Below are 13,929 nucleotides of genomic sequence, written 5' to 3'. Positions count from 1 at the left end.
GCGTGATCTCCGAAGAAGAGCCGGTGACGCCGAGATCGGGATCGAGGTCGGGATCGGGATCGAAACCGAGATCGGGATCGGGATCGAGGTCGAGGTCGAGGTCGAGGTCGAGGTCGAGGTCGCCGGCGATCCCAGTGCGTGACCTCCTTCATCGGCACCCGGCGCGCGGGCTTGAAATCGGTCCCGATCGTGTATGCCGTCCGCGAGGCCGGTCTCCTCCGCGTCACCCCGGAAGGCGGCTTCCGCCGCCACGAGCTCCGACTCGCCGAGATGGAGATCCGTTTCCCCGGCGTCCTCACCTCGATCCTCCAGGCCGCCTGACCCGCCCGCCGAGGCACGGCCCCTTCGGCCCCTTGCCGGATCCCCGTCCCCACCGAGGAACCCGGCGTCGACACGCAGATCAGAGGGCGATCGTTTAACCGGTTCGAGGCATCGCCCAAAACCCGCTATGCTTGCTTACGCAGCGAGCGGCCGTAGCTCAATGGATAGAGCATCTGACTACGGATCAGAAGGTTGGGGTTTCGAGTACCTCCGGCCGCACAGCAGGTCAAAGGCCCTCCGGGATCATCCCGGAGGGCCTTTTTCGTGCTTGTACAGCAGCGAAATACAGCAACGGGGTCTGACGGCCGCCACTGATCAAATGTCTTGGGTCTGCTCCGCGTGAGAGGCGTCCGTCGCAGGGGAGGGTGAAGCACGTGACCGGGATCCGCGTTCTCTCGTTCGCGGCTTGGCGAGGAGGCCGCTACGTCGGCCTGGCGGAGGTCCTCACGTCCCTCGATACCTTGATCGAGGACCATCGCTGGCAATTGATCATCGACTGGCTCGTCTCTTCGGAGACTGAGGCGATCGCCGAGGCCACGGCGAACTCACTGGTGACCACGAGTCGTCTCATCGACCTGTTCAGCGGGGAGGGCCAGCTCATCGATGGAGAGCTGGTGGGCTATGGCGATAGTCCGTCGGTGCCGGAGGTGAGGATCCGGGCGTTCGACAGCGGCCATTGGGATGTGCAGACAGGCAGCCCTGAGCTGTTGGAGAAGATCATCGTGCTCTATCCCGACGCGCACGATCTTCCCGAGTGGTGAGTCCGCGAGACTCACCACGAAGGCCTCCCAGGAGGATCCTGGGAGGCCTTCGTCGATCGGTCCGTGTGGGCGATTCTCCTAGCGGTCGCTTTCCTCGGTGTCGAGACTGGCATTCAAACGATCCAGTGCCTTCCGGGTCTCGGGTGATGGGATCTGCGTGTAGACGTCCATGGTCATCGAGATTTGCGAGTGCCGCAGGATGCGCATCGCTACCCGAGGGTGGACGTCGAGGGCGGCCAGGAGTGAGGCGCAGGTGTGCCGGGTGTCATGGACCCGGATGCGCGGGACACCCGCTTTGCGGCATTGAACCTCGAAGGAGCGGTTGAAGTTGCGCGGCTCGATCGGAGTGCCGTTCCTCGTGGTGAAGACGAGATCGGAGTCCTTCCACTTCGCTCCGGCCGCCTTGCGAGCCTCCTCCTGGGTTCGCTGGCGGTGTCTGAGCGCGGTGATGCACAGGCCGAGCAGCGGAAGCGACGCGGTTGAGTCGTCAGTCTTGGTCGTCTCGCGGTGGAGGAGCTTTCCCCTGACGCGGTTGAGCTGCCGAGAGATCCACACTTGTTCTCCGCCGAGGTCGACGCAGTCCCAGGCGAGCCCGAGCACCTCGCCCCGCCGCAGGCCCAGAACGAGGATCAGCACGTAGGCCGCGTAAAGCGGGTCATCCTCCGCCCGCAGGTGTTCAAGGAACCTCCGCGCCTCATCGACATCCCATGCCACGTGCTGACGCTTCTTCTTGGTCTTGCTCGGGTTGGGCAGGGTGGTCAACGCCGCGACGTTCTTGGAGATCAGCTCTTCCCGGATGGCGTTGCCGAGCGAGGAACGCAGAACACGGCGAATCCCCGCGATCGTGCTCCGGGACGGATACCCCTTGCAGCACTTTCCGATGGCGCAGCATCGCCGCTTGGCTTCCGCCCGCCGGTGATCCTTCTTCTGGTCACAGCAGGTGCAGAGGGTGACCAGCGTGTTCAGCCACGTCTGAACCTCGCGGACCGTAAGTTTGTCGAGCCGCTTCTTGCCCAGGCCGGGGACGATGTAGAGCCGCACCAGCGGCTCATAGGCCACGTAGGTCGTCGGCTCCAAGTTAGGCTCGACCACCTCGGCGAGCCAGCGCGTCAGGTACGCGGCAAGGGTGGGGTGCTTGGTCGGCACCGGCCCCTTGCTCGCCATCTCGTGGAGCTTGAGCCACTTCTCGTGGGTCTCCTCACGAGTCTTGCCGTAGGCCCATTTCCGGGTTTTCTTACCTTCTGGGGTGACGACCCAGACGTAGCCGGCCCAACCGTCCTTGTACGGGAAGACCGAGCCCTCACCGTTCGAGCGCTTGCCCATTAGGCGGCCTTTCCACAGAGTCGGTTCACGTAGTCGTTCAGGGCGGATTCCGGGATCCGGCGGCAGCGCACGTTGACCACGATTGAGTCGAGTTCACCGGAGCGGATGAGCTGGTAGAGCGTCCACCGACTGACCTGGAGAGCGGTCATGGCCTGGGGGACGGTGAGCAATGCGGGACTACTCATGGACGCCTCGCGAAGCAGCGAGATGGTTTCCGGTAAGGGCGCTTACCAAAAGGGCGTCACCGGCCGAGTGGCCCTGTCCCGCGTACTCCCAGTGCGAGACGACGAGCACGGTGTCCTCATCGAAGAGCGGAAGCCGTCCGGTGCTGATCGCCTCACCGCGCATGTAGTCGGTGCGTTCCTGGCGGATGTCGCCGAGGGTGGTGGAGTAGCGGCGGCTCTTGGTGGAGAAGTGGCCGCGGAAGCCCAGCATGTTCGCCCATTTGATGAGCCGGAACTCGGTCAGTTCGTCGAAGGCGCCCAGGCGCAGGCACTCGGCGATGAGCCGCCGGGCGTGGTCGCGGATCGGCAGGGCGGTCAGGTCGTCGAGGGGATTGATGCGCCGGTCCAGGGTGCCGACGCATTCGGCGGCTTTGGTGGCGTACTTGGCGATGTAGGCGGCTACGGCCTGGTTGGTGAGGTCACCAGTCATCGTGATCTCGCGGACGTCGAGTTGGGCGCCCCACTGGAAGGCCCGCGCGGGTTCGCCGGGTACCGCGGGGACGGTGACCGCGATGGCGAAGGCGGCGTGCTGTACGGCGTCGGTCATCAGGTCGGCCGTCACCCAGGCCGGTGGAGTGGTAGCTGGCCCCTCGGGACCGTCGACGCGGATGACCGCGTGGAAGTGGACGACGCCGCGCCGCTGGTACTCGGCGACCTTGGCGAAGGAGATGACGGCCTGTTCCCGTAGCTCCCGCTGTGTCAGTCCGGCGTTCTTGGCGACGCGTCGGCGAAGAGCTTCGGTGAAGCGCCGCCACAGCTCCGGGGACATCGCGTTGAACAGCACCGAGCCCGCGTAGTCATAACAGTCCGGGCAGAGCGGTTCGCCAAGACGACTTTCGTCGGCCCCGTGCCGGGCGGTGCAGGACATGACGCGTCCGTGCGGGCAGGTGGCCGCATCGCGTCGAGCGTGACACGGCAGGACGGCGCCGTTCTTCTCTCGCCGGGTGTGGACGGCGCCGAAGGCGGGAGCGGTGAGGGTGACGAACAGGCAGGGGTGCGCGGTGACCGAGGCCGGGACACCCTTGCCGCCCACCAGGCCCGCGCGGATGAGTTGGTAGGTGTCGGCCCGGTAGGTCTCGGCGCAGGACGGGCAACGTGAGGCCCGTCGGGTCTTGCAGGGGATAGGAAGGATGCCGTCCGGCATCATTGCGCAACGCGTCGCCACCTCAGGCGAAGAAGTTCACCAGCCGCTGCATGCGCTCGGGACCGCTCTACCCGGTCGCCTCGGCCGGCGTCCAGCCGTTCTGCCGCATCGAGCAGGCCATCTCCCGAAGCGCGTCGTCTTCCGGACCGAGGAGATCATTGTTCTCGAAGATGCCGGGCAGCCGGTCGGCGACATCGGAAGCTGACGCTCGACTCGAGTCGAAGATACGCCTCAGCTGAGCCAGCAACTGCCTCGAATAGATCCAGGATTAAAAGCCTAAATATGCAGATTACCGGACATGTATCAGCTGGAAGCCGTCGCCATCGGTGATGACTTTACCGGCTGAGGGTACCGGGAAATGGGAGCCAATCAGCAAGGTAGGCGAACCGGACAATGCCTCTAGTAGCTCTCTGCGGGAAGCCCGGGCCTCGTCTGGCCGGGTGTCCGAAAGGGTTCCCCATTCAGGCGCGGCAATCTGGCACGGATGGTGCATAGCATCGCCCGTTATTACGGCGCGATCAGAACCCGAATGGACTTCGACGCTCACGTGCCCCGGAGTGTGCCCGAAGGTCGGCAGGAGCCGCACGCTTGCACTGACCTCATGATCAGCTTCAACGAGTGTGGCAAGACCGGCATCGACAATGGGCTGAACAGAATCCGCGAAGCCGGCGTGATCGTCAGCGATCTCCGCCTCGGGATGTCCTGCCCAGTACTCGTACTCACCTCGGAAGAACAGATAGGAGGCGTTAGGGAAGGTGGGGACCCAATCATCACCCTCCCTAACGGTGTTCCAACCGACATGATCGAAATGCAGATGCGTGCAAACCACGATGTCCACGGCCTCCCGATCGAAGCCGAGGCGACTCAATGTCCCGAGGAAGTCTGTTTGGATTCCGCTCCACTCGGCCATCTCCTGCCGGTGCTTCCCGTTCCCCACACACGAGTCGATCAGGATGACCTTGTTGTCGGCTTCAATCAGGAAGCTCTGGACGAGTCCTTTCAGCTGGCCTTGCTCATCGACGTAGTCCGGTGCGAGCCAAGGGAAAGCACCTAGACTCTCCACCGTCGCATCAGGCAATATGGACGAAATGATCGACGTTGCGTCGATCTCTGGAACAGTGGTGATCCGGGCCGTTCCGATCTCCCATGTCTGGGTGTCCATACGAGCGTCCTTTCATGACGTCTTTGATCGCGACAATGATAGCGGCTATGGCAACCCCGGTGGAGGCCGCAACACCGCGGTTCCATAGGTTTCCAGCACGTCGTAGAGATGTTGCCGCTCGCGAAGCAACGAATTGTTCGCCCAATCGGCTCGAAAGGCCTCAGGTGAATAGGGTGAGTCGTGTGAGACAAGAACACCCAATGTGAGCCAGCAGGTCGGCTTTGAAAAGACGAGACGTCGGGCCATCCCGGATGAGTGAGGTGACGTCATGATACTCGTAAGAGTCAGCGCATCCGAAATCACAAAATCAATCCCGGGGTCGCTCAGAAGTTCTGCCAGGTCCCGGTTGCTGGTTGCCGGTTCCACGGTCACGCGTTGAAGCCACTCGGCTCCTTGGGCCAACACGACGTCATGGCCGATGTCGCCCTCCTTGACGACGATTCGCCTGTTTGAATCGAGAATCGTGGTCAAGCTCTTATCGTCTGCTCGATGGTTTTGCCCCAGCGGCCCGGCGGCCTGAACAGCAACTTCGGCAACCGCACCCTCAACCATGCCCATGTAGGAACGGCGTGGCGAGTCGAATATCGCCAGCGCAAGATCGAAGTTGGTTTCATCGAAGTGGGCCAGTTGATAATGACCGATGTGCTGGAACTTTGTAGTGAATCCTGCGTGTGCAGCGAGCTGTACAACAATCCTCGGAAAAGGACCTGAACATCCAGCGCTCTCAGACCAGTAAACTAAAGGTGGGCTGAAGAATGCCCCACAGATCAGTTCCGTTCTCATGCGGTAGCCCTCTCCGGGCAGATTTGGGAAATCTGCGACTGCTATGTCGTATAGTCTTCCAGTGTTCCCGTTCTCCGCACATCCAGGGTGAAGCAGTGAAAGCCGCCGCCGAAGAGGCGCCGATGCCGGTGCTGCACGGGAATAACTGTGAACTTATTACGCTCAAGCAGATGAACCAGTTCCGGATACAGAGAGTTCACTACAACAATGTCGGCATCCAGTGAAAGAATGTTCATGTCGATGAACTTGCTCGATATTGAGAGGTTGAAACCGCTATAGGATGGAAAGTTGTCTTCATCGACCTCCGGAGCCTCGAGGTAATCCCAGGTGTGAAATGGCGCGGGCAAATAGTCTAGGACACCTCGATGCCGCACCAGCCAGAGTCCAGGCCTCAAGGGCAGTAGCATGCTGTCGATGTGACTGTCCGAGAGTCTGTTCAGTTTGTGAAATTTGAATGACGAACCGAATTCCCGAACCAGCCAGTCGTAGCCCAGTGCGTGATTCGCGTTCGCGACATTGACCAGCACATCCTTTCCCAGCCGGGCTGTCTGGGCTCCATCGAATGCGAGTTCCCGTGAAAGGCCGACCAGCTGCTCGGTGATGGGGTCCGACAGAGCTTTCCGCTCTACTGGTGACAAATCGAAGAAGGAGTCGTCCAGAGACCCTCTTGCCAGTGACGGCTGCGGCATGGATAACCAGCGGGCTCCTTGGGTGAAGTACTCCTGGAATAAGGGTCTCAGATACTGGTTTTCCAGAACCCTGGCCCTGACTTGCGGGGCTGTCTCAACGATGGTTGAACCGAGGATGATGGTTTGATCCCGAACATTGAGCGGCGGTGACTGGATGGATTTCCAGAAAGGCGTCTGGATCTCGGCATGGGGATTCGGTGTCGGAGCCGGGCGGCGAACGGTGATGCCTTGGCGCACAAGTGCTGTTTCGAGACCCTCGAGATCCTCTGCCAACTCGTCAAGAATCGAGCCCTCTATTTCTATCGTACGCCACCTGCCCTGGAGCTTGTCATCCTGAAAGAACCCATTCCGGGTGATGAATTCTTTGAGGTTGTCCCAGTGAAAGAGGCAGAATGAGTCGTCAAGTTGTAGAGCGCGAAAGCCCGAGCTGTGACCAAGGATGACTTCCTTTAGCGGAGACCACTCGTCGTACGAAGAGACCACTGAAACTTCATCATGAGTCACCAGTTCGACGCTCCGTTCTGCGAGACGCATTGGGTCGCGATATCCAGACGAACGCTGCCATGAAAAGCCCCACTCCTAACAGTTGAAGTACGGTCGGGCTGACTCTTCCTGCTACGGTTTCGGTCAGCAGGGTGAACGGGATGGAGAGCGTCAGAATGCCTGAGCCAAGGACGCTGCTGTCAGCTCGGGAACTTATGCTCGCAAGCCCGATCGTCACCAACAGATATACGACGCCGACGACCAACATCCCGTTGAGCAACTGCAGGCTGAAATCTGCTGCTGAAATCGCGTCGAAAATTTTCTTGTCAGATGGGGATGCGAACACGATTGCGCACACCGTGATACAGAGGAGCGTAAGCAGTGAGAATGTCAACAGGGCGCCGGTGGCTACCAGTTTCTCCTCGAAACGTTTCAGGTCCTTGGTTACCCGGGCCCACATGCTGACAAATGTTGCATATGATAGTGCCGCAATCAATCCGCCTACATTGCCAAGTAGGGATTTACCTCCGCCGGGACTGTTGGAGTAGCCGGCAACCAACGCTGCGGCGGTTACGAGGAGAACGGCTCGCACAACCCATTTGGTGCCCTCCTTCGTGCGCATTGTCACGGCGGCGAACAGAGCGGTCCACACCACATAAGTGCTTTCCAGCACGAGGGAAACGGTTGCGGAAGCGTGGGTTGCCGATAGAACATAGAATCCGGTATTGAGCCCTTTGCTTGCTCCGGCGCCCAGGGCAGCCCATCTCTGCCGGGCGATGCCAGCGAGCGTCGTCCGGATAGGCGGTTCGTCGCGTCGGCGACGTGCAACTAGAACGCCTAACGTCAAACCCAAGAAGACCAGGCCCCCAAGGGTGTTGGCAATGGCTATCAACAAGGGCGGAATCAAGATGGATTCACTGTTGTATTTACCTGCGGTAAGGCCTGTAATAGCATTACCTACACCCCAGGTGAACGCCGCCAGCAAAAGAATTGTAACATTTTGCTGAAACGGCATCGAGCGAGCTCTCTCTTGAGAGCAACGAAAAGGGTTCAATGCGGATACCGACCTTCGCCTGTACTGCTCATCAGCATCAATCCGCAAAACATGCCAGGAGTTTTACGATCGGGGACCCCTTTGCTTATTGTGGCCTAGAACATACACGATGAAAAATGCGCGATCTTCCTCGTCGAGCCACTCCACGCCGTCATCAGGATTCCCGAGCGGACGATGGACTTTCGATACCGTCAACCCAACTTGACGAAACACCTCTCGGTAGTCCTCATCGGCCCAGTAGTAATCATATAGAATTACATTGGTTCCTCGGATGTGCAATTTCACGGTGTCGCCGCTGACAAGGGGGCGTTTATTCTCCGGGAAGTTATAGGAAAACGACACCCAGTCGCCCTCGAAGCTGTCTGCGGGAGCGGTGACGATGATGATGCAGCCATTGGGCTTGAGAACTCGCTTCATCTCCTGAAGGATGGCAGCAATGCCCTGTAAAGTCGCAACCTCGATGAAGACGAAACTACAGAAGACCACATCGAAATAGGCGTCATCAAAGGGCAATACACCGCTTCTTATGTGAAAGTACTGACCATCCGAGTCCTGCTGTTTGGCCTGGCTAAGCATGTCTCGACTGATATCCGCGCCGTAGGCATCGAATCCCAACCCTCTGAGAAACCGGGTCGAACGCCCTGGACCACACCCATAATCCAAGGCCCTGCCCCTGCCCTGCGCAAATTCGTCAAGTACGCTGGGAATGTCTCGAAAGGCGAGCCGGTAGGTCCCGTCGAAGCCCAATGAAGCGTATTCCTCCGCGAACGTGGCGTAGTCGTGTGTCTTATTGCGCCGCGACTGCTCGATTGGTGGCTTTACCACGAATTCGCCCTCCTCAACAGCTCCCAGCACTCGCAGGGAGATTTTTTGTGCTTCCGTTAGTCCTTGAACCCCAAATATGTTTATTCCTTCATATGGCTTCAACGGGCGTAGTATCTTGACGAGCTCAGCCATCTTGCTGGCCCAAATCCTGATACTGCCGTCCTCGCTCGCGGAAGCAATCGCACTCAAGGCCTCGTTGTATACGACCGACCAAATGCCGCCCATATGCCCCGACAGGATTCGTATGCATTCGCCGGTCGTTGTGTCCCATACCCGTAGTGTCTTATCCTTCCCGCCACTCCAGATGTACCTTCCCGTCGAGTCGAAGACAGCAGAGATGACCCAGCTCTCGTGGCCGCGCAGCACTTGAAGGCAATTCCCGGATGCCGCTTCCCAAACACGCACCGTTTTGTCGTCACTGCAACTCACGATGCGCTGACCTGCAGGGTCGAAGGCGACAGAGTGAATACGATCCTCGTGTCCTGACAGCGTAGCCATACACGAACCGCGTTCAACATCCCAGATTTTCACCGTGTGGTCTTCACTACCGCTGGCCAGTGTTCCTCCGCCCGGCCCGAAGGCGACACCCCAGATTCCCTCCGCGTGGTCTTCCAAGGTGCGTATACATTCTGCTGTAGCAACATTCCATAGTTTGACGGTTCTATCATCGCTTCCGCTGGCCAGCATGCAACCGTCCTCGCTGAACGCCACGGTTTGTACCCAGTTGGAGTGACCCAGCAACGTTTTGGTCACCTCCCATGTCGAGGTATCCCATATTTTTATAGATCTATCATCACTTCCAGTTGCAAAGTGCCTGCCATCCGAACTGAACGCGACCGCGAAGGTCCAACCAGTGTGCGCCTTTAAACTTTCACGACACAGTGCAGTTTCAAGATCCCACACTTTGAGCGTTAGGTCTCCGTTACTCCCCACAATCGTGCTTCCGTCACGGCTGATGGCCAGAGCCTGGACCCAATCGATATACCCATGCAAGGTGCTTCGACATGTCCAGTCCCGCGTGTCCCAGACCCGCAGCGTTCCGTCGTATCCTCCGGTCACCAATATTTGGCCGTCCCGGGAGAAAACGACCTCCCATACTTCGCCCACATGGCGCTGCAAGGTGGTGACGCATTTCTGCTCGCGTAGGTTCCAGATGCGGACTGCGCCGCTTTCGCCACTGCTGGCCAGAATCTCTCCATCCGGATGGAATACGACCGAATGGATGCTATTAGTATGTCCGCTGAGTACTTCTGAGCATTCCCCCGTCTCCAGGTTCCATAGACGAATGGTCTTGTCCCAGCAACAACTAGCTATCACCTGGCCGTCGGGGCTGAATGAGACACCTCGAACGGTATCGGCGTGCTGCAACGTCCCGGAGCATTCCCATGTGCTTGTATCCCACACCTTCACGGTGTGGTCGGCGCTTGCGCTGACCATTTTTTCACCATTGGGGCTGAACGCCACTGCGAAAACTTTCTGCTGGTGTTGGCGCAGTGTCGCCTTACACTCTCCCGTGGCTACGTCCCAAATTCGAACCGTTTGGTCCTCGCTACCTGTGGCCAGTAGACGACCATCAGGGCTGAAGGCCACAGCCCATACCGAGTTGGAGTGCAGGTCCAACTCGCGAACACAGATATCGGTGTTCAGGTCCCATAACCGGACAATCTTGTCTTCGCCACCACTGGCCAGCGTTCGACCATCGGGACTGAATGCCAGGGCAAACACCCAGTTGATGTGGCCAGCAAGAGTCTTCTCTACTTGAAAATCGGCCAGTCGCCATACATGAATGTTTCCGTTGGATTCGCTTGCCGCGACGAGTTCCGCGTTGGGGCTCAGCGCAAGACTAGAGATCGGTCCGAACGTCTGAGTAAACACACAATCTGTGAGTGTGGCCTGAGCTAGATTTGTGTTGTGAACGCAAACTTCCTGAAGGTATGCCTGGCGGATATCCAGGCCGGACAAATCATAAGAATCGACGATCTCTGTTGAGTTGCACAAAATATTGAGAATGTTCCCGGCGGCATAGTTTGGCCCCAAGCCTTCGAACGCGCGCAAATGGTCTATGTGGGAACGCATTCGATCCTCAAGACGCAGTTGCCCGCCGAGCATGCTGCGCAGGCTCTCGATTATGGGTCCTAAAACCAACCTGCCCTGAGCTTCACGAACGTAGTCTCGAGCCAGCGCCTTTTGGAGTGTGTGACTGAAGATCACCTTTCGTTCGTTCAGCATAATGTCGCTTATGGCCAAATTTACGATCTTGTTGGTCACGTGTTCTATCAGCACGGGTTGAAGACTAAATCTGGCCGCCGTTCTTTCCATGGGCGCTCGGCGCTGAATGGCCTGAAGCGTTGACGGGAGCCGACGTCGAGAATCCGTGTTCAGGACGTTCGCCTGTAGTTCGTCAAGACTGACTGGCTCTCGCTCCAGTGCGAGCCAATATATAACTTCGATCTCGGCCTCGGAAAGTCGGTTGAGATGCCAGTCAAGCAACTCTTCGAGATCACTGAAGACGGGTGTTCCCAATTCCAAGAAACGTTTTATGTTACCGAAGAAGACTTCCGAGATATGTCTGGCCGCGAGCTCAAGCGCGAGAGGATTGCCGCCGTATAACCTTACGAGATCGCGCCAATCTTCGTCCTGCCCAGTGAAGCTTCCGATCTCATCGAGTATGAGTCTCCCGCTGGTGTCGTCGACACCGCCGATTTCCAGAGTTCGGACCGGCCTGTTCTTTCCCTCGAGTTTTGCGACGTCAACTGGCTTTTCTCGGCTGTTCAGAAGAAGGCAGCTCTTATGGGTCGTGGTTCCAATCCGGCGGAGCAGTTCACCGTAGCCCTCATAACCTTCCCTGTATCCGCCGGCGTGACGCTGTCTGCTTTGAAGAACAGCCTCGAAGTTGTCTAGGATCAAGAGGCATTTGTGCTTCTGCAAGTACAAAAGTAGGTGAGAGATCTGCTCGTCCAGAGTCTCCGGGAGGGAAACTTCGTGCTGGCTTGAGACGATCGCGACGGTCTCCCGCAGGATTTCCTCCACAGGAGGAGCGTTGAGCAGGCTCCGGAAAACCACGTAATCAAATTCTGTCCCGATTCCATGGCTTATATCCAAGGGAAGGTCGGTCCGTGCTGGGTGCCCTTTTGTTGCGCCCAGAGTAAGCGAGGTCTTCCCGATGCCTCGCAGTCCAAGAAGACCTACGATTCGGCACCGGTCCTTCGTTATCCACGTTTGTAACGTCGCGACCTCTTGCCGACGCCCATAGAGACTTTCTACGTCGGGCGCGTATCCCCAGTCCGCACTCGGCGTTTCCTGTTTGACTTCGGCCGTGAAGAGGCTGGCGAGATTCGGCCACTGACTCTGGACGGCATGTGACGAGATCGCGATTGCTTTGTCACCGTCACCCTGTTTGATCCGCAGGATCCCGACAACGGAGCCGTCTGTCGGATCTATGACAGGGGCACCGCTATGGCCAGGCTGTACTATCGAGCCCTTGTCCAGGTTGATTTCCCACGCGTCGATCCGAGTCGTCGTACCTCGTGACTCGAGCCCTAGCCTTCTCCCTACTCTTCCCGTCAGCTCGCGCAGTGCGTAGTTGCGGCCGACAACGTGCTCGAATCCTGCTGTATGAATTGAAAGTCCCGGACGGCCCTGAGGCCTTATAATAAATGGATCACGGCCCGCGATGCTGTCGACCTTGACGATTGCCAGGTCCAGATGATCTGCGTCTCCGGACGCGACTACCGTCCCGGGAACGCCGTCGACGACGATATTCGCTTCGCCGCCCACTGCATTGACCACATGTGCGCAGGTCATGAAGTAGGTATGTTCTGCGTCTCGGTGGATCGCAAAGCCGGTTCCGAACCTTGGGTTTAGCTCATCACTGCTTGCGATACGGACGATTGCTCGCGTCGGGATCCGATCTTCCATTTATTTTCCTCTGGGTGAACACGTCGACTTGCCGTAGGACGCGTTCCGGCTGCGGAGAGATCCAGTTGGCCCTGCCTGGCGGAGTAGCCCAGGTGTACGCGGCATATCAGGACGGATGAACAGCCCCATCGGCGACACGAATAGGAGCCGTGACCTGGCTCGTCATCACGTGGTCAATGATTTGGGCACAATCCTGACAATAATGGTGGCGGTCGACTTGGCTTTGGCGATGTAGAGATTGCCTTCGGCTTCGAAGCTGAAGCCCAGCTCCACCTCGGTGGATTGCACGTCCCCGCGGCTTTGCATGTCCTGGCAGGCTCGGATGATCGGGTTCATGGTCTTCAAGATGGTGGCGGCAGCACCTTCAAGCGTTGATCCCACCTTTTCGGCGAATCCTCCACTGATTTCTCGCGATTCGCCGTGTATCGCCTCAATCTCGACGAGAGTGCCATCCGACAGCTCGATGAGCCTAGTCGCCATCTGTCTCCTGCCCCTTTCCCGGGTCGAAGCGGCGGTACCAACGATAATGATGGTTCCTCACTAGTCCCTGCAGGTACCACAAGCCGAGGCTACGTTCGGAGCTCGAAGGCGCGTACGCCCGTTGAAGTCCAACCGTCAACTATAGGAGATTACCGCGTGAGCGTATCGATTCATAGCTGTCCGGGGACCATGGGCAAACTGGATTGTGCAATGCCTGCGCTCCCGTTCATGCTCGCTCGCATCAGGACCGGCGTTCTTGATCATTTATGTCGTATGATCAAATTGGTGCCTGCGAAAGCGCGGCGAGTTTGTCGGTGCGACGTGGCGATCATGCAGGCCCGTGAATCGGAGAGGGGAAGCGTTCGCCGGATGGACGAAGTGGATCGTTGACGTGTGCTGGGCGGGCATCCGCGATCTATGGAACAGGTTTCACGTCATTCGGAGAAATGAGCCTTTTCCATTGTGACGGTGCTGGTCACGGTGGGCGCAGGAACCTTCGAGTACCTCCGGCCGCACACATACGAGAACACCCCTGAGCAGGCATTACGCCATCAGGCCTTCTTGATTTCCTGATCGTTGGGGCTTCTTCCCAACACCCTTGCTAACAGGGCGTTTCTCCTGCTCGCCGACGGCATCCGCGAAGACGTCGGCGACGGAGGCCTCCGCCGCTCGAACCATGTGAGCGTGAACGCGAAACGTGATGGACGGGCCGGCGTGGCCGAGCCGGGCGGTGGCGACGCGGACAGGGACGCCCGCCAGGAG

13 protein-coding genes and 1 tRNA gene are annotated in these 13,929 nt (G+C 58.7%); 3 read left to right on the top strand and 11 right to left on the bottom strand.

The window, feature by feature from the left end; genetic code table 11:
• Nucleotides 1–138 precede the first annotated feature (138 nt).
• The 3 genes from AB0F88_RS42025 (at nucleotide 139) to AB0F88_RS42015 (ending at nucleotide 1,082) form a co-directional block, all read left to right on the top strand.
• On the top strand, nucleotides 139–321 hold the full coding sequence (locus AB0F88_RS42025) for a hypothetical protein (RefSeq protein ID WP_362697425.1): 183 nt from the start codon (nucleotides 139–141) through the stop codon (nucleotides 319–321).
• Nucleotides 322–467: 146 nt separating this feature from the next.
• A tRNA-Arg gene (locus AB0F88_RS42020) sits at nucleotides 468–540 on the top strand.
• Nucleotides 541–695: 155 nt separating this feature from the next.
• A complete protein-coding gene (locus tag AB0F88_RS42015) occupies nucleotides 696–1,082 on the top strand; it encodes a hypothetical protein (RefSeq protein WP_362697422.1) in 387 nt (128 codons plus the stop codon).
• Between the two features lie 78 nt (nucleotides 1,083–1,160).
• Here the strand turns inward: AB0F88_RS42015 and AB0F88_RS42010 are convergent, their stop codons facing one another.
• From AB0F88_RS42010 to AB0F88_RS41960, 11 genes are all read right to left on the bottom strand, one after another.
• Nucleotides 1,161–2,405: a site-specific integrase gene (locus AB0F88_RS42010; RefSeq protein WP_362697419.1), complete on the bottom strand. Its 1,245-nt coding sequence runs from the start codon at nucleotides 2,403–2,405 to the stop codon at nucleotides 1,161–1,163.
• Nucleotides 2,405–2,590 carry a helix-turn-helix domain-containing protein gene (locus AB0F88_RS42005; protein WP_362697416.1) on the bottom strand — a complete coding sequence of 62 codons (186 nt, stop codon included), beginning with the start codon at nucleotides 2,588–2,590 and terminating at the stop codon, nucleotides 2,405–2,407. Before AB0F88_RS42005 ends, AB0F88_RS42010 begins: the two co-directional genes overlap by 1 nt.
• Nucleotides 2,583–3,776 (bottom strand): replication initiator, encoded by a 1,194-nt coding sequence (locus AB0F88_RS42000; RefSeq protein ID WP_362697413.1) that lies wholly within the window; start codon nucleotides 3,774–3,776, stop codon nucleotides 2,583–2,585. The genes AB0F88_RS42005 and AB0F88_RS42000 overlap by 8 nt, the downstream gene beginning before the upstream one ends.
• Before the next feature lie 64 nt (nucleotides 3,777–3,840).
• A complete protein-coding gene (locus AB0F88_RS41995; RefSeq protein WP_362697410.1) occupies nucleotides 3,841–4,020 on the bottom strand; it encodes a hypothetical protein in 180 nt (59 codons plus the stop codon).
• A gap of 42 nt (nucleotides 4,021–4,062) precedes the next feature.
• The gene (locus tag AB0F88_RS41990) at nucleotides 4,063–4,935 is read right to left on the bottom strand and encodes an MBL fold metallo-hydrolase (protein WP_362697407.1); all 873 of its coding nucleotides are present in this window, start codon (nucleotides 4,933–4,935) and stop codon (nucleotides 4,063–4,065) included.
• A gap of 45 nt (nucleotides 4,936–4,980) precedes the next feature.
• Nucleotides 4,981–5,718 (bottom strand): hypothetical protein, encoded by a 738-nt coding sequence (locus AB0F88_RS41985; RefSeq protein ID WP_362697403.1) that lies wholly within the window; start codon nucleotides 5,716–5,718, stop codon nucleotides 4,981–4,983.
• A 41-nt stretch (nucleotides 5,719–5,759) separates the two neighbouring features.
• Nucleotides 5,760–6,941, bottom strand: a complete 1,182-nt coding sequence (locus tag AB0F88_RS41980) for a glycine amidinotransferase (RefSeq protein WP_362697400.1) — start codon at nucleotides 6,939–6,941, stop codon at nucleotides 5,760–5,762.
• Nucleotides 6,901–7,905, bottom strand: coding sequence for a hypothetical protein (locus AB0F88_RS41975; RefSeq protein ID WP_362697397.1), 1,005 nt, complete (start codon nucleotides 7,903–7,905; stop codon nucleotides 6,901–6,903). The genes AB0F88_RS41980 and AB0F88_RS41975 overlap by 41 nt, the downstream gene beginning before the upstream one ends.
• Before the next feature lie 102 nt (nucleotides 7,906–8,007).
• Nucleotides 8,008–12,687 (bottom strand): methyltransferase domain-containing protein, encoded by a 4,680-nt coding sequence (locus AB0F88_RS41970; protein WP_362697394.1) that lies wholly within the window; start codon nucleotides 12,685–12,687, stop codon nucleotides 8,008–8,010.
• A 165-nt stretch (nucleotides 12,688–12,852) separates the two neighbouring features.
• The gene (locus tag AB0F88_RS41965; RefSeq protein WP_362697391.1) at nucleotides 12,853–13,167 is read right to left on the bottom strand and encodes a CU044_2847 family protein; all 315 of its coding nucleotides are present in this window, start codon (nucleotides 13,165–13,167) and stop codon (nucleotides 12,853–12,855) included.
• Between the two features lie 543 nt (nucleotides 13,168–13,710).
• A complete protein-coding gene (locus AB0F88_RS41960; protein ID WP_362697467.1) occupies nucleotides 13,711–13,926 on the bottom strand; it encodes a hypothetical protein in 216 nt (71 codons plus the stop codon).
• Nucleotides 13,927–13,929 lie beyond the last annotated feature (3 nt).

This window comes from Streptosporangium sp. NPDC023963, from assembly GCF_040639135.1.
Lineage (GTDB): Bacteria > Actinomycetota > Actinomycetes > Streptosporangiales > Streptosporangiaceae > Streptosporangium.
This window is presented reverse-complemented; position numbering and strand designations above follow the sequence as displayed.